The sequence below is a fragment of the Segatella copri genome, from assembly GCF_009494835.1.
Taxonomy (GTDB): Bacteria; Bacteroidota; Bacteroidia; order Bacteroidales; family Bacteroidaceae; genus Prevotella; species Prevotella copri_F.
The window spans coordinates 1-15,894 of the sequence record NZ_VZBE01000089.1 but is presented as its reverse complement, the minus strand read 5'-3'; the positions used below and the strand labels follow the sequence as shown (position 1 = coordinate 15,894).

Here is a 15,894-nt window from a genome sequence, read left to right as displayed (position 1 = left end):
TATTAATTGTTATTGTTAATGTGATTCAATATCTTTATTTGAAACACCCTTTAATTAGTGCTTTTTCTGTCCGTAGTAAGCGTTAGGACCGTGCTTGCGGTTGAAGTGCTTCTCTACGAGCAATGGGTTCATGGTGGTGTTTGGATTCACAGAGAATGAGATGAAAGCCATCTTTGCTACCTGTTCAGCTACTACTGCGTGATAAACAGCCTGGTCAGCATCCTTACCCCATGTAAAAGGACCATGGTTCTTAACCAATACGCCAGGAGTATGAACTGGGTTGATGTTATCTTTCTTGAAACGGTCAACGATGACAACACCTGTGTTGTGCTCATATTCTGCCATCATATCCTCTGTCATCGCATCAGTGCAAGGGATGCAATCGTGGAAGTAATCAGCATGAGTTGTACCAATATTAGGGATGTCCAAGCCAGCCTGTGCCCAAGCGGTAGCATAAGTAGAGTGAGTATGAACTACGCCACCCAACTCTGGGAATGCGCGGTAGAGAACCAAGTGAGTTGGTGTATCAGATGATGGATTCAGATCGCCTTCTACTACCTTACCTGTTTCCAAGTCTACCACTACCATATCGCTAGCCTTCATGGTGTCATAATCGACGCCTGATGGTTTGATGACAACCAGACCTTTCTCGCGGTCGATACCACTTACATTTCCCCATGTAAAGAGCACGAGGTTGTGCTTAACGAGATCAAGGTTTGCCTTGAACACTTTTTCTTTTAATTCTTCTAACATAATATCTTTTGTTTTAAGTTGTTTATTCTATTTCAAGTTGAACGATGGGTCTTCCTCGTATGCTTTCTTGTTGAAGCGGTAGAGGGCGGCGCCTCGTTTCGAGTTGACTTTATCGATGAGTTCTGTTTTCTCGATGAAGTCGATATCCTTCACGCGTTTGCGGAAGTTGCGCTTATCAATCTCTTCGCCTATTACTGCCTCGAATACATGCTGAAGCTGTGTCAGCGTAAAGAGGTCTGGGAGGAGTTTGAAGCTTAATGGCTCATGATTGATGCGGCGGCGTATCTGTGCGATAGCGTTGCGGATCATGAGTTTGTGGTCTGAGTAAAGTTCTGGAAGTTCGTTCAGACTAACCCATTCCAATCCGTGTTCTACACGGAGGCTGTCATCATAGTCTTTCACATTGATGAGAGTGCAATAGGCGATAGAGATAACTCGCTCACCTGGGTCACGGTCGATGCGGCCGAAAGCTCCTACTTGTCTTATATAGAGGTTTTTCATTCCAGTAAGTTCCAGGATGACTCTGTTAGCTGCATCTTCGAGATTTTCTGTTGCGCCAACGAAACCACCATAGAGTGACCATTCGCCTCTTCCCGGGTCCATCTTGCGTTTGCCTATCAGTACCTGGAGGTTACTACCGTCGAAACCGAAAATGATACAATCGACGGATACTAATACTTTGGAGTATTCATTATAAAACTGGGTCATGGTCTTTCTGCTGTTTTGATGTAATGATTCAATGTATGTATAGTTGTGTTCTTTTGCATGCTCTTCATAGAGCAGCTTCGAGAGGAAAATCAAGGAGTAAGAAGGAGAAGAAAGGATCGCGGATTTTTTCAACAGAAACAGTCTTGTCTGATCTTTGAGAAAATTCCAAACTCCTCACTTCTTACTCCTGACGTGAATAATATTTTACCAGAAGTATGCGTAGAATGCTGCGCAGAGGCCGATTACTACGAGGGTACCGATAATATCGAAGGCGCTCCAACTCTCACGGATAGACTTCTTGAAGTCTGATGTGAAGGTGATTGCCTCTACCTGCTCCTTGCTTGGAGCTGGAGTGAAGCAGCTTACTACTACCATGAAGATGATGAGGAATACGAGCAACCAGCACTCGAATACGAGCCAGTTGGTCTGCCAGAACCATGCGGTGTAATCCCAGAATGCACCATCCATTGTAGCCTTACCTGTGTCAGTGATGACGTTGGTAACGAGGCGGAGCATACCGATAAGGAAACCTGTAATCATGGTGTATTCACCTGCCTTTGGAGTAATCTTCTTGAAGAAGATACCCATTGCAAATACGGCTACCATGGCTGGAGCCAGGAGTGACTGGATACCCTGAAGATAGTTGTACAAAGTATCCATCTTCATCATGATTGGCAACCATGCGAAACCAAGAACTACAACTACTACGGTAGCGATACGGCCAACGAGTACGTAGTGAGCCTCAGACATGCCCTTCTTCAATGGCTTGTAGAAGTCCTCGGTGAAGAGGGTAGCACAGCTATTGAAGAATGCTGCCAATGAAGCAACCAATGCGCAGATGAAACCGATGGTTACAATACCCTTGATACCTGCAGGAAGAACGGTCTTTACCATGATGGCGAAGGCTGCATCAGTCTCGTTCATCTGGATGGCACCCTTCTGAGCCAAGGCTGCTGCAATCATACCTGGAATCAGGAACATGAAGCAAGGGAGTACCTTGAAGAAACCGGCTGCGATAGTACCGCGGCGGGCACGCTTCATAACCTCTACGTTGCTCTCGCCAGGAACCTGACCGAGTACACGCTGAACGATGTGCTGGTCTGTACACCAGTACCAGAAACCGATGATGGTTGCACCGATGAATACTACGAAACCAGGATAATCCTGATACATAGAGTCACCTGCCTCCCAGTGGAACATGTGGGTTGTACCGTAGCCGTTGTTCAACTTGCCGCAGTAATCCATCATGTCGGCCCAACCGGCAGAGATGCTGCCACCGCCGAGGGTAGAGAGGCCGAGGAAGAGTACGAGGAAAGAACCGATGACGAGGATAGGAGTCTGGATGGTTGACAATGTCATCACACCCTTCATACCACCGAATACGGTGAAGATGGTAGTGAGGATAATCAAGCCGATGGCACCAACCCAGAAGTTCAAGCCCCAAAGATATTCAAAGAAGATACCACCTGTAAGGGCTGTAACACTCACCTTAGTAAGGATGTAAGCTACGAGGGTGATGATAGAGAGCCATGAACCTGTGCGCTGGGTATAGCGGAACTTCAGGAAGTCTGGCATGGTGATGATCTTACCCATCTTGTTGATGAGCAACTGGTAGAAAGGTACGAACAGCCAACCCAAGATGAGGATCATCCAGCCCTGCATCTCCCAGTGTGCCATACCGACACCACTCTTGGCACCTGTACCAGCCAAACCAACGAGGTGCTCAGAACCAATGTTGGCAGCAAAGATAGCCATACCGATTACATACCATGGCTCACCCTTACCGAAGAGGTAGGCAGAAGAGTCTTCACCTTTCTGAGCCTTTCTGTCTTTCATGATTGCGTGCCAGACAGCCCAAATTACGCCGATAACACCAATGGCGAGTATAGCCCAATCAAGCCATACGAATTCTGTTGAATTCCAATTCATAATTACTATAAGATTGTTTGTTTATTATTATTTGTTTATTCTTTTCTTTTATTGGATGCTTATTATGTTAGTTTCTTATCCAGCACATTTCGTTTTTTGTCATTGCAAAAACTTCTTGTTGGATGTTAGCTGTTCCGGCGGACTTTATCCGCCGGTTCGCTAACTTTTAAACTAACTTACGCTTACTTTTTAACGCTGAATTTGTAAGCGAGGTGAGAATAGTATTTCTCTCCTGGTTTCAATGTGGCATCTGTCCAATCCTTTACACCCTGAGTAATCTTGGTTGGAGAATCAGGATATTTCTGGCTCTCGAAGCAAACGCTTACGTGTTTAGGATACTTGATGCCATGCTTGCAGGCGATACCTGTGCCTTGGAAGTTACCGGTGTAAACCTGAATGCCTGGCTCGTTGGTAAATACTTCAAGAAGGATACCGCTCTTTGGTGAGTAGAGGCTTGCGCAAACTGTTTTGTCATCGCCCTTACCATTCTTATATGTGTTCAAGCACCAGTTGTGGTCGTAACCTGTGGCATTCTTAATCTGATCAAAGTTGTAATCAACCTTCTTGCCGATTTCTGCAGGTTTACGGAAATCCATAGGGGTTCCCTCGACACTCTTGATTTCACCAGTTGGGATGTAAAGTGAATCTGCAGGAGTGAACTTATCTGCATTGATGTACATTACCTGATCGAAACCTTCCTTAGATGGATCGCCATTCAAGTTGAAGTAACTGTGGTTGGTCATATTGACAACGGTCTCTTTGTCTGTTGTAGCGCCAAACTCGATGTCGAGTGTGTTGTCACTCTTGACTGTATATTTAGCTGTTGCTGTTACGTTGCCAGGGAAACCATTCTCGCCATCCTTCGCATTGATAGTGAAGGTAACGGATGAGTCGTTCTTCTCTGTAATGTCGTAAACCTGGTTCAACCATCCTGTAGCACCACCACCATGCAGGCAGTTGTCATTATCATTTGCCTTCAACTGGTATGTTGAACCAGCAAGTGAAAGCTTAGCATCCTTGATACGGTTGGCATAACGTCCTACAGAAGAACCATAATCTGAAGGAGAGTTAAGGGTGTCAGCATACTGATGGATATTATCGTAACCAAGAACCACATCTGTTGGCTTTCCGTCCTTGTTTGGAACGGAAATGGAAACGACACGTCCACCATAATTGGTGAGGCAAACTTCCATGCCGTTTGCATTCTTGAGAGTTACTAACTCAGTCTTCTTGCCCAATACTGTTGAATCGAAATCTGCTGGATTCAAACCAGATTGTGTGAGACTTGCATTGCTGCTTGATGAACAAGCTGAGAGGGTAGCGATAGCCGCAAAACCAACTCCCATAAATAGGGTCTTAAATGTACTCATTTTTAGGCTGTTTTTTATTGTCTATTCATTTTGGGTGTAAAATTACAATTTTATTTCGAATCTGCAAGAGTTTTCCCTAACTTTTTTTCTTCTAAAGTGTCTTTTTAACACTATTTGTATGAAAACGCCTGTTTTTGTCTTATTTGGGACAAAAAAAACTGCAGTTAGCAAATACTAACTGCAGTTCCTTATATTATAATATAATGTATATATTAGCAAACCTTGTGAGAACCCTCAGAGATGATTACAGGGTAAATCTCTGGAGCATGACCATATTTGGCTGTGAACTTAGCTGTAACGTCCTCAACGAACTTGTCGTAGATATCGTCCTTTACCAGGTTGATGGTGCAGCCACCGAAGCCACCGCCCATGATACGGCTACCAGTAACACCGTTCTCCTTAGCAATATCGTTTAAGAAGTCGAGTTCCTCGCAGCTTACCTCGTATTCCTTGCTCAAGCCGTAGTGAGTCTCGTACATCTTCTGACCTACTGTCTCGTAGTCGCCCTTCTCAAGAGCATCGCAGACTGCCAATACGCGGTCCTTCTCGCCCAATACGAAGTGAGCGCGGCTGTAATCCTCTTCGCCTACCTCAGCGCGAACCTCTTCCAACTGTTCCCATGTGCAATCACGGAGAGTTTCGAACTTAGCTTCTGGGTGCTTTGCTGCAATGTGCTTAACAACATTTTCGCAAGAGTTGCGACGGTCGTTGTATGGAGAACCTGCCAGCTCGTGCTTAACCTTAGAGTTTACCAGGCAGAGTTTATAGCCCTTAGGCTCGAATGGGAAGTATTCAAATTCGCGGCTGTTGCAATCGAGGCGCATCAACTTACCTTCCTTGCCGAAAACAGAAGCAAACTGGTCCATGATACCGCAGTTAACACCTACATACTTGTGCTCTGTAGCCTGACCAGCGAGAACGAGATCCCATTTAGAAACCTTGTTGTCACCGAAAAGGTCGTTCAAAGCAAAAGCAAAACAGCTTTCAAGAGCAGCAGAAGAAGACATACCTGCACCGAGAGGCACATCACCATAGAATGCTGCATTGAAACCCTTTACGTCAACGCCCAATGCCTTCATCTCCTGGCAAACACCATAGATGTAACGTGCCCATGAAGCGCGAGGACCTTCAGGATCATTAACCTTGAATTCTACACGGTCCTTCAAGTCGATAGAGTAGAGCATGACGGTATCTGTTCCGTTGGGACGGATTTCTGCCATGATACCCTTATCTACTGCACCTGGGAAAACAAATCCACCATTATAATCGGTATGCTCTCCAATCAAGTTAATACGACCTGGTGACATGTAGATGTTACCTGTTTTACCATCGAAATGCTTGATGAATCGGCTTCTTACTTTTTCAATATCCATAATTAGTTAAGTTTTTGTTGTGTTGTTTTACTAAAGATTTGATTATATGATTTAGCCCCAAGACTATATATGCCTTAGGGCTAATTTATTTCGTGTTATTAATCAACAGGAATATCCTTGTTGATGTTCTTGCAACCAGCTACAGCATAGAAGAACATGTATGCCATACAGATGAGAGGCACAATGTAGCTGGCCATATAGCCAGCATTGTCTGCGATGAAGTTCTGTACCAATGGCATCAATCCACCACCTACTACCATCATCATGAAGATACCTGAAGCCTGGGCTGTATACTTGCCAAGACCCTCAGTAGCAAGGTTGAAGATTGAAGACCACATGATAGATGTGCAGAGACCGCAGAGTACCAGGAACATGGCAGCGATAGGCACTGTTACCATCTGGAATGATGTACCTGTAAATACAGGCATTTCTACTGTTGTTGACTTGCCGAGAAGTACGGCGAGGACGATAAAAATCATACCTGCACCATTGGCAATCATCATCATCATGCGGCTAGATACCTTGTCAGCAATAAAACTAGAGCAAAGACGACCAACCAGCATCAGGAGCCAATATGTACCTGCAACGAAACCACCGATAGCTGCTGCATTTGCCAAGGCTGTACCATTGATGAAACCACCACCATTTGCTGTTGTATCAGAAATGTAGAAGTTCAATGTTCCAGGAATGCCTACCTCAACACCTACATAAACGAAGATTGCGATAACGCCGAGGTTGAAGTGGCGGAAAGCCCATGGTGAATGCTCGAATACAGTCTTGTCTGTAGTCTTACCCATCTCTGGATCCTGAATAGGGATGAAGTTCAAGATAACGAATGCTGCTGCGAATACGGCAAGGGCAATGTAAAGCACGAGGTTCACATCTACCATTTTGGTATTAGCAGTAACAGTACCGATAAGGGCACCTACGAGCATTGGGGTTAAAGTTCCGGATAAACTGTTCAATGTACCACCGATGAGGTTCAACTGGTTACCGCGGTTACCACCACCACCGATGAGGTTCAACATTGGGTTTACAACAGTATTCAAAATACAAACTGCGAAACCTGAGATGAACGCACCGAAGAGGTAAACAGCGAAGCCTGAGATGTCGGCACCGAACTTACCTGAAAGGAACTGGATGAGCACGCCTACGAATCCGGTAGCGATACCGGTGAGGGCGGTCTTTTTGTAACCGATCTTGGTGAGCAACTTACCTGCAGGGATACCCATGAAGAGGTAAGCCAAGAAGTTCATGGCGTTACCCAACATACCGATCATGTTAGCACTTCCGCTGTCAGCGAATACATTTTTCCAAATAACTCCGATAGGAGCAGCCAAATTCGTTACGAACGAAATCATGGCGTAGAGGAACATCATCGTGATAATGGCGATGATATTGCCATTTTTACTTTGGTTTTCCATTTTTTTTGATAGTTGATATTGTTATTTGTTATTATTATTTGCGAAAAGCTTGTTTATATTCTTTTTGAAGAGGTTATTGATTCTCTTTTATGGTAAAGAGGTTGCTACTCTTTTCTTCTAAGAGGTTGTTTCTTCTTTAAAGACGTTAAGACTTCTCTTTAAGATTGTTGTCGCGCTGGATGGGGTTTGTCATTCAAGCGCGAAAATGGAGCAAGTGCTGTTTAGAGTACCTGCTCCATGATTTATTCTGATTTATTTGTCAATTCCAAACTTATAGATTGTCTTCTGGGTGTATGTTTCACCCGGATTTAATCTGCAACTTGGGAAATAGGTGTGATTTGGAGTGTCTGGGAACTTCTGTGCCTCGAAGCAGACAGCACTGCGACGTGGGAATGTTGCACCAAACTGTCCTGAGATACCTGCAAGGAAATTACCTGTGTACATCTGCAAACCTGGTTCTGTGGTATAAACCTCCATGGTACGGCAGCTTACAGGGTCTTTTATACGGGCAGCGAAACTCAACTCACCTTCTTCTGTCTTGTTCAATACATAGTTGTGGTCATAGCCCTGACCATTCTTGATCTGCTCGTTGTCTGCATTGATGTCCTGACCAATTGGCTTTGGTGTACGGAAATCGAATGGTGTGCCCTCAACCTTCAAAATCTCACCTGTAGGGATAGAATACTTATCGATAGGGAGATAGTAGTTTGCGTTCACCTCACAGATGATATTGTCAACTGTTGGGGTAGGATTAGCAATACCCTGGATTGAGAAGAAAGCGTGGTGTGTCAGGTTGCAGATGGTTGTCTTGTTGGTTGTAGCCTGATACTTGATAACGAACTCATTGTCGTCGGTCAATGTGTAAGCTACCCAAACTGTCAACTCACCAGTGAAGCCTTCTTCACCATAAGGGCTCGTGTATTTCAACACGACAGCGCTATCACTCATGCGGGTTGCATCCCAAACTTTGGTGTGGAAACCTGTAGGTCCACCATGCAGGTGGTTGGGACCATCGTTGCATGCCAAGTGATACTCCTTGCCGTGAAGTATGAACTTGCCTTCTTTAATACGGTTGCCATAACGACCGATGAGCACACTCAAGAATGGCTCTGGTGAGTTGATGACGTCCTGTATGTTGTCATGGCCTTGGATGAGGTTGGCATAGTTGCCATCCTTGTCTGGCATCATGATGGCTACGACTGCTCCACCATAGTTAGTCACTGCAACTTCGTTGCCTTGCTTGTTTCTTAACACGAAGAGATCAGTCTTCTTGCCATTCACTGTGGTCTGAAAATCTTCTCTTTTCAAACCACACTTATTTGCTGGTTCTGTATTCATAATATCTCACTTTTTTTTAGTTACCTTACTTTGGTTTAAGTAATGTACTGCAAAGTAACTAAAAAAAAATGAGTATTACAAATATTTTATGAACTTTTTGATTTAAAAAATCCTAAAACGATTCTGATAGCAAATCGGCAACGACGTAACTTGATCCGCCAATAAAGATAAAATCATCTTTTTTTGCGTTTGCTTTTGCTTTGTTAAATGCCTGTGCGATAGTTTGATAGCATGTTCCGTTTAAGCCGTGCTTTTGTGCGTATCCGTATAATTTGTCTACAGGAATCGCTCTTTTGGTTGATGGCTGTGTCCAATAGAAAATCGTGCTTTCTTTTGGCAACTTTTCTAATAGTCCCATTACATGCTCTACATCTTTGTCGTCAACCATTCCGAAGACAATATGTTTCGTATCGGCTTTGACGGATGCAATCTGAGGTTCCAGATACTCCCATCCGGCAAGGTTATGTCCCGTATCACAGATGGTGAGAGGGTGCTCGTTGAGTTTTTCCCATCTGCCACGTAAGCCTGTCAGCTCGCATACATGTTCGAAGCCGTTCTTTATGCTTTCATCTTTGATTTCTATTCCTTCTTCCTTCAGGCATTCTACGGCTGCGGATATGGTGCAGAAGTTCTTTTTCTGATAGTTGCCTTTCAGTTCGAAGTTCGTGTCTGCGTCAGTTGTATGTGCAAAATGGATAGGAGAATTCTGCTCATGGGCTTTTTTGATGAACACAGGTTGGGTCTCTTCGTTCCATTCGCCAATAACGACAGGAATCTGAGGCTTGATGATACCCGCCTTTTCGCCTGCAATTTCGCCGAGTGTATTCCCGAGGAATTGGGTGTGGTCAAAACTGATGTTCGTGATAACGGATAGGATAGGAGTGATGATGTTGGTACTATCCAGTCTTCCTCCCAATCCAACTTCGATGATGGCAAAGTCTACCTTTTGTTCTGCAAAATACTGAAATGCCATCATGGTGGTCAGTTCAAAGAACGAAGGATGTAGCGGTTCGAAGAATTTCCGGTTGTTTTCTACAAAGTTGATTACATACTCTTCGCTTACCATCTCACCATTTACGCGAATGCGTTCTCTGAAATCTACAAGATGTGGAGATGTGAACAGGCCGACCTTATAGCCCTGGCTCTGCAGGATTGCAGCAAGGGTATGGGATGATGAACCTTTTCCGTTGGTTCCTGCAATGTGGATACATTTATATTGGTTATGAGGATGTCCGAAGTGTTCATCCATTTTATACATCGTATCAAGCCCAGGTTTGTATGCCTTGGCTCCAATCTTTTCAAAAACCGGCGTGCTGGTGAAAAGATATTCAACAGTTTCTTGATAATTCATGTTATATGTTATACCTTATTATATATACAGATAATCCCCGAAAAGAGCGAACCGTTCTTTCGAAGATAGTTCGCCCTCTTCGGGGATTGCTCTTTACTGTTTATTTTTTAAAGAGATTCTTGAAACTTTCAAAGAGAGATTTCTTCTCTGCATTATCTGCTTTGAAATTATCGCATTCCTTGAATTTCACAACAAGTTCCTTTTCTTCCTTGGTCAGAGAGGTAGGTACGAAAACGGTAATATTGACGATAATATCACCACGACCATAACCATATCCCTTAATAGCCGGCATACCTTTGCCACGCAAACGAATCTGTTTGCCAGGTTGTGTGCCAGGTTCTATTTTAATCTTCGTCTTGCCATCCAAGGTAGGGACTTCTACCTCGCCACCCAAAGTGGCAGTTGCAAAGTCAAGAACAAGATTATGGTATAAGTCCTGACCAACACGCTCGAAATCATCGTTCTTTTCTACGCTTACCATTACCTGTAGGTTTCCGTAGAGACCATTGTGCTTGCCTTGGTTACCCTTTCCTTCAACGGTAACAACCATATCGTTGTCGACACCTGCAGGAATATTGATTTCTACGAGTTCCTCGCCCTTCACGATTCCGTCGCCACCGCATTCCTTACATTTGTTCTTGATGATAGTTCCCTCACCGCCACACTTTGTACAGGCAGCCTGAGTTTGCATCATGCCGAACATACTGCGCACCGTTTTTAAGACATAGCCGCTTCCATGACATTCCGGACATGTTTCTGGCTGGGCACCACCTTCGCAACCTGTTCCGTGACATGCAGAGCAAGTTACATCCTTGCGAATCTTGAAGCGTTTGGTAACACCTGTTGCTGCTTCCTGAAGAGTCAGTTTTACTCTTACGCGAAGGTCGCCACCCTGGTAAACCCGCTTCTGTGAGCCGCCACCGAATCCGCCGCCACCAAAGCCGCTGAAACCGCCGTGTCCGCCAAAGATATCTCCAAACATAGAGAAGATGTCGTTCATGTCCATGCTGGCACCACCGCCGAATCCGCCGAATCCACCTTGTGGACCGTCGAAACCAAACTGGTCATACTGCTGGCGCTTCTGGGCATCGTGGAGAACTTCGTAAGCTTCGGCAGCTTCCTTGAATTTCTCTTCCGCCTCTTTGTTGCCAGGGTTGCGGTCTGGATGATACTTGATGGCTATCTTTCGATACGCCTTCTTTATTTCGTCTTCTGATGCCGACTTGTCTACGCCCAGCACCTCATAATAGTCTCTCTTAGCCATTTGCTTATTTCAAATATTGAATTTTCTTGCAGAATTCTAATGGAATGTTCTGGATTTTGAAAAATAACCTTGATATTTCTTTCTTACTGACCTACAGCTACCTTGGCATGGCGAATCACCTTGTCGTTCATCGTATAACCTGTCTGGACGCAGTCAATGATCTTTCCCTTCTTGTCATCGCCCATTCCCGGAACCATAGCAATAGCCTCGTGGAAATCTACATCGAAATCCTTGTCGTTGGTTTCAATCTTCTTTACGCCAAGACCTTCGAGTGTCTTTACGAACTTGTTGAAAATCATCTGGACACCTTCCTTGATAGCCTTAGGGTCTTCGCTCTTGTCAGCGATGGCACGCTCAAAGTCGTCGAGAATAGGCAGAATAGCAGCTACAGTCTTCTCGCCGCCATTCAAAATCAGTTCTGCCTTCTCTTTGAGAGTACGCTTACGGTAATTCTCAAACTCGGCAGTCTTATAGAGCAACTGTTTCTTGAGTTCCTCTACCTCTTGCTGTGCTTTTGTTAAAGGATCAATCTCTTCTGCCTTCTTGTCAGCAGCGTCTGTATTGTTGTCACCTTCTTCTGCCTTGTTGTCAGTATTCTGATTTTCCTCAGTATTTTCATTTTGAGTTGTCTGCTCATTATTTTCGTTCTGAACAGTCTCCTGAACGTTTCCGTCCTCTATATTGATTTCTTTTTCTTTTGACATAGTCTTAAATTTTTTAAACATGATAATTCTTGTTATTGGTTGTTTGACAAAAAGTGTGCCAACCCGATTCTCATCGAATTGGCACTATTAAATTATAAGATAATTTGTGGTTGCTGTTTAAAACAGCAGAATAACTTTCTGTTTAGAATCCGTACATCTTAGCCTTCTGCTCCTTGATAGCTTCATCGTAGATATACTCATCATAAGACATGAGCTTGTCGATGGTGCCTGATGGAGTGAGCTCGATGATACGGTTTGCCACGGTGTTGATGAATTCGTGGTCGTGGCTAGAGAAGAGGATATTGCCCTTGAAACCTACCAGGTTGTTGTTGAATGCCTGAATACTCTCCAGGTCCAAGTGGTTGGTTGGTGTATCAAGAATCAGGCAGTTGGCGTTCTGCAACTGCATGCGTGCAATCATACATCTCATCTTCTCACCTCCGGAGAGGACATTTACCTTCTTCAGTACTTCTTCGCCGCTGAAGAGCATTCTTCCGAGGTAACCCTTCATGGCAACTTCGTTGCCTGGACCATACTGGCTCAACCAGTCTACCAGGTTCTTGTCGCTCTGGAAGAATTCTGTATTATCGAGTGGGAGATAAGCTGTTGTGATAGTAACACCCCACTTGTAGTCACCTGCGTCAGCCTTTCGGTTGCCGTTGATGATTTCGAAGAGTGCGGTCATCGCCTTAGGGTTGTGAGAAAGGAATACTACCTTCTCGCCCTTTTCTATGTTGAAGTTTACATTGTCGAAGAGCACTGTTCCGTCTTCGTCGCATGCTTTCAGTCCCTCTACCTCCAGAATCTGGTTACCTGGCTCACGTTCCATCTGGAAGATGATGCCTGGATATTTACGGCTTGAAGGACGGATTTCTTCGACGTTCAGTTTCTCCAGCATCTTCTTGCGGGATGTAGTCTGCTTACTCTTGGCAACGTTAGCTGAGAATCGGCGGATGAATTCTTCCAACTGCTTCTTCTTCTCTTCAGCCTTCATCTTCTGGTTCTGAGCCTGGCGGAGAGCCAACTGAGAACTCTCATACCAGAAAGAGTAGTTACCTGCAAACATCGTAATCTTACCGAAGTCGATATCTACGGTCTGGGTACTTACAGCATCGAGGAAGTGACGGTCGTGAGATACTACGAGTACGGTCTGTTCAATGTTGCTGAGATATTCTTCCAACCACTCAACTGTGTCGAGGTCGAGGTCGTTGGTAGGCTCATCGAGAAGGAGGTTGTCTGGGTTGCCGAAGAGTGCCTTTGCCAGCATCACGCGCACCTTCTCTGTGTTTGAAAGTTCACCTACGAGTTTGTCGTGGCGGTCTTCCTTTACGCCGAGGTTCTGCAGAAGTTGTGCGGCATTGCTTTCTGCCTCCCAACCATTCATTTCTGCAAACTTGAGCTCCAACTCAGCAGCGAGGTTACCATCTTCTTCTGTCATCTCTGGCTTAGCATAGAGGCGCTCGCGCTCCTTCATGTTTTCCCATAATGGCTGATGACCCATCAGAACGGTATCCATCACGCGGAAATCGTCATATTTGAAGTGGTCCTGTTCCAAGACAGAAAGTCGCTCGCCTGGCCCCATTTCTACTGTACCCTTGTTTGGTTCAAGGTCGCCGCTGATAGCGCGGAGGAAAGTAGATTTTCCGGCACCGTTAGCACCGATGATACCATAAATATTACCATGAGTGAACTTGAGGTTTACATCCTTGTAAAGCACTCTCTTTCCGAATTGGATCGCAAGATTTTGTACTGTAATCATTATTTGTTCCTAAATATCTTTTATTCTGATTATATCTTTAATTCTGCTGCAAAATTACAAAAAAATATTTGAAACACAATGATTTATTGGCAAAAGTTACTAATTTTTAGTTAAAAACATGGTGGCTTTTTGTTATTTTGCAGAAAAGTCTTACTTTTGTAGGCTGAAACGGAGAAAATGCAGCATTGATTCTGTGTTTTTCATGTTAAGAAAATGATATCGATAACAATATGAGACAACAAAATAGAAAAGGAAATTTTAATAAGCACACCAATAATGCTTATGGCTACGGAAACCCAAATGAATATGAGCATTATAAGGTAGAAAAGCCTGCTCCGTTGCTGGAATGGCTGATGGAGAATGTGAAGGGACCTAGCAAGACTAAGGTGAAGCAGACTCTGCAGGGTAGAGGAATCAAGGTAAATGGCAAAACCATTACCCAGTTTGATTATGCCCTGAAGCCGGGTATGAAGGTGAGTGTGAGCAAGACAAAGAAGAATCAGGAGGTATTTAAAAGCAGATACCTTAAGATTGTTTATGAAGACAGATATCTGATTGTTGTCGAGAAAAACATTGGTATCTTGAGTATGGCAGCCGGTCATTCTACTTTGAATGTGAAAACGGTGCTTGATGATTATTTTCATAAGACTCGCCAGAACTGCCAGGCGCATGTAGTACACCGCCTGGACCGTGATACATCAGGCTTGATGATTTATGCCAAAGATAAGCAGACGGAGTTGGCTTTGGAGGATGATTGGCATCATAATGTGTACGACCGCAGATATGTAGCTCTGGTTTCCGGAGAGATGGAAGAAGATGAAGGTACCGTTGCCAACTGGCTGAAAGATAACAAGGCTTATATTACTTACAGTAGTGATACGGATAATGGCGGCAAGTATGCTGTTACCCATTTCCATACATTAGAGCGTACAACGGCTCATTCTCTGGTGGAGTTCAAACTCGAAACGGGCCGTAAGAATCAGATTCGTGTTCATACAGCTGATATGGGGCATCCGGTGTGTGGTGATATTAAGTATGGTAATGGTGATGATCCATGCCAGCGCTTGTGCCTGCATGCCTATGTACTGTGTTTCTATCATCCCGTAACGCATCAGCCTATGGAATTTGAAACTCCGATACCGGCTGAATTCCGCAGGGCATTAAAGAATGATCGTTAATAGGGTGATGAATACTGATTGGTAGTTTATACTATATAATAATGTGATATGAATGATTTTGGATATTATGCGCTGGTATTGGTAGTCCTTGTTGTAGGACTGTTTGTCTTAAAGAAGGTGGCTACCTGCATGATTAAAGCAATGGTGGCTGTTGTTATGATAGCCGTGCTGGCAGTTCTTTACTGGCTCTTCTGTTGATGGCAGAGTTGTATGATGATGACGGGATAAGATTTTAGATATTTTTGATTGGTAAATTGGTTGCGGTTGTCTGAGTGTAAACTTTGGATGGCTGCAACTTTTTTATAGTGATATTTAAAGAGATATAAAGTGATATTTAAAGGTGATATGAAATGGTAGGGAGAAATATAAAACAAAAAAGAGCATTTCTATAAAGAAATGCTCTTTTTGTACACCCTTAGGGATTCGAACCCTAGACCCACTGATTAAGAGTCAGTTGCTCTACCAACTGAGCTAAGGGTGCAACTATTTGTTAGTGACTCCGCAAGGATTCAAACCTTGAACCTCTTGATCCGTAGTCAAGTGCTCTATTCAGTTGAGCTACGGAGCCAAAACCATTTATTTCAGTGAAGCTTTGATAGGAGAGTGACTCCGCAAGGATTCAAACCTTGAACCTCTTGATCCGTAGTCAAGTGCTCTATTCAGTTGAGCTACGGAGCCAATTCTTATCTTTTGTACACCCTTAGGGATTCGAACCCTAGACCCACTGATTAAGAGTCAGTTGC

General features: G+C 44.1%; 13 protein-coding genes and 3 tRNA genes. 2 read left to right on the top strand and 14 right to left on the bottom strand.

Features of this window, described 5'->3' with window-relative positions; translation table 11 throughout:
- Positions 1-54 precede the first annotated feature (54 nt).
- From F7D47_RS13995 to F7D47_RS13945, 11 genes are all read right to left on the bottom strand, one after another.
- Positions 55-753 (bottom strand): L-ribulose-5-phosphate 4-epimerase, encoded by a 699-nt coding sequence (locus F7D47_RS13995; RefSeq protein ID WP_006846778.1) that lies wholly within the window; start codon positions 751-753, stop codon positions 55-57.
- A 27-nt stretch (positions 754-780) separates the two neighbouring features.
- Positions 781-1,461: an NUDIX hydrolase gene (locus F7D47_RS13990; protein ID WP_040552774.1), complete on the bottom strand. Its 681-nt coding sequence runs from the start codon at positions 1,459-1,461 to the stop codon at positions 781-783.
- A gap of 204 nt (positions 1,462-1,665) precedes the next feature.
- Positions 1,666-3,390: a sodium:solute symporter gene (locus tag F7D47_RS13985; protein WP_006846776.1), complete on the bottom strand. Its 1,725-nt coding sequence runs from the start codon at positions 3,388-3,390 to the stop codon at positions 1,666-1,668.
- A 182-nt stretch (positions 3,391-3,572) separates the two neighbouring features.
- Complete coding sequence (locus tag F7D47_RS13980) at positions 3,573-4,760, bottom strand: aldose epimerase family protein (RefSeq protein WP_153085504.1); 1,188 nt, start codon at positions 4,758-4,760, stop codon at positions 3,573-3,575.
- Positions 4,761-4,972: 212 nt separating this feature from the next.
- Positions 4,973-6,133, bottom strand: coding sequence for a galactokinase (gene galK / locus F7D47_RS13975; RefSeq protein WP_153085505.1), 1,161 nt, complete (start codon positions 6,131-6,133; stop codon positions 4,973-4,975).
- Positions 6,134-6,231: 98 nt separating this feature from the next.
- Complete coding sequence (locus tag F7D47_RS13970) at positions 6,232-7,557, bottom strand: MFS transporter (protein ID WP_006846773.1); 1,326 nt, start codon at positions 7,555-7,557, stop codon at positions 6,232-6,234.
- Positions 7,558-7,809: 252 nt separating this feature from the next.
- On the bottom strand, positions 7,810-8,895 hold the full coding sequence (locus F7D47_RS13965; RefSeq protein WP_006846772.1) for an aldose epimerase family protein: 1,086 nt from the start codon (positions 8,893-8,895) through the stop codon (positions 7,810-7,812).
- Positions 8,896-9,007: 112 nt separating this feature from the next.
- The gene (locus F7D47_RS13960; RefSeq protein ID WP_153085506.1) at positions 9,008-10,246 is read right to left on the bottom strand and encodes a bifunctional folylpolyglutamate synthase/dihydrofolate synthase; all 1,239 of its coding nucleotides are present in this window, start codon (positions 10,244-10,246) and stop codon (positions 9,008-9,010) included.
- A gap of 100 nt (positions 10,247-10,346) precedes the next feature.
- Complete coding sequence (dnaJ, locus tag F7D47_RS13955) at positions 10,347-11,510, bottom strand: molecular chaperone DnaJ (RefSeq protein ID WP_153085507.1); 1,164 nt, start codon at positions 11,508-11,510, stop codon at positions 10,347-10,349.
- Between the two features lie 83 nt (positions 11,511-11,593).
- Positions 11,594-12,214 (bottom strand): nucleotide exchange factor GrpE, encoded by a 621-nt coding sequence (locus F7D47_RS13950; RefSeq protein ID WP_022122109.1) that lies wholly within the window; start codon positions 12,212-12,214, stop codon positions 11,594-11,596.
- A gap of 142 nt (positions 12,215-12,356) precedes the next feature.
- Positions 12,357-13,973: an ABC-F family ATP-binding cassette domain-containing protein gene (locus F7D47_RS13945; RefSeq protein WP_119237344.1), complete on the bottom strand. Its 1,617-nt coding sequence runs from the start codon at positions 13,971-13,973 to the stop codon at positions 12,357-12,359.
- Positions 13,974-14,203: 230 nt separating this feature from the next.
- Here F7D47_RS13945 and F7D47_RS13940 point away from each other — a divergent pair, with 230 nt between their 5' ends.
- Together F7D47_RS13940 and F7D47_RS13935 are read left to right on the top strand one after the other, a co-directional pair.
- Positions 14,204-15,151, top strand: a complete 948-nt coding sequence (locus F7D47_RS13940; RefSeq protein WP_022120709.1) for an RluA family pseudouridine synthase — start codon at positions 14,204-14,206, stop codon at positions 15,149-15,151.
- A 48-nt stretch (positions 15,152-15,199) separates the two neighbouring features.
- Positions 15,200-15,349 (top strand): hypothetical protein, encoded by a 150-nt coding sequence (locus tag F7D47_RS13935; protein ID WP_022120708.1) that lies wholly within the window; start codon positions 15,200-15,202, stop codon positions 15,347-15,349.
- Positions 15,350-15,559: 210 nt separating this feature from the next.
- Here F7D47_RS13935 and F7D47_RS13930 read toward each other — a convergent pair.
- The 3 genes from F7D47_RS13930 to F7D47_RS13920 all read right to left on the bottom strand — a co-directional run bounded on the left by F7D47_RS13930 (position 15,560) and on the right by F7D47_RS13920 (position 15,829).
- Positions 15,560-15,632: transfer RNA gene (locus tag F7D47_RS13930), tRNA-Lys, on the bottom strand.
- 13 nt (positions 15,633-15,645) lie between these two features.
- Positions 15,646-15,719 (bottom strand) — tRNA-Arg (locus F7D47_RS13925).
- 36 nt (positions 15,720-15,755) lie between these two features.
- Positions 15,756-15,829: transfer RNA gene (locus tag F7D47_RS13920), tRNA-Arg, on the bottom strand.
- Between the last annotated feature and the right edge of the window lie 65 nt (positions 15,830-15,894).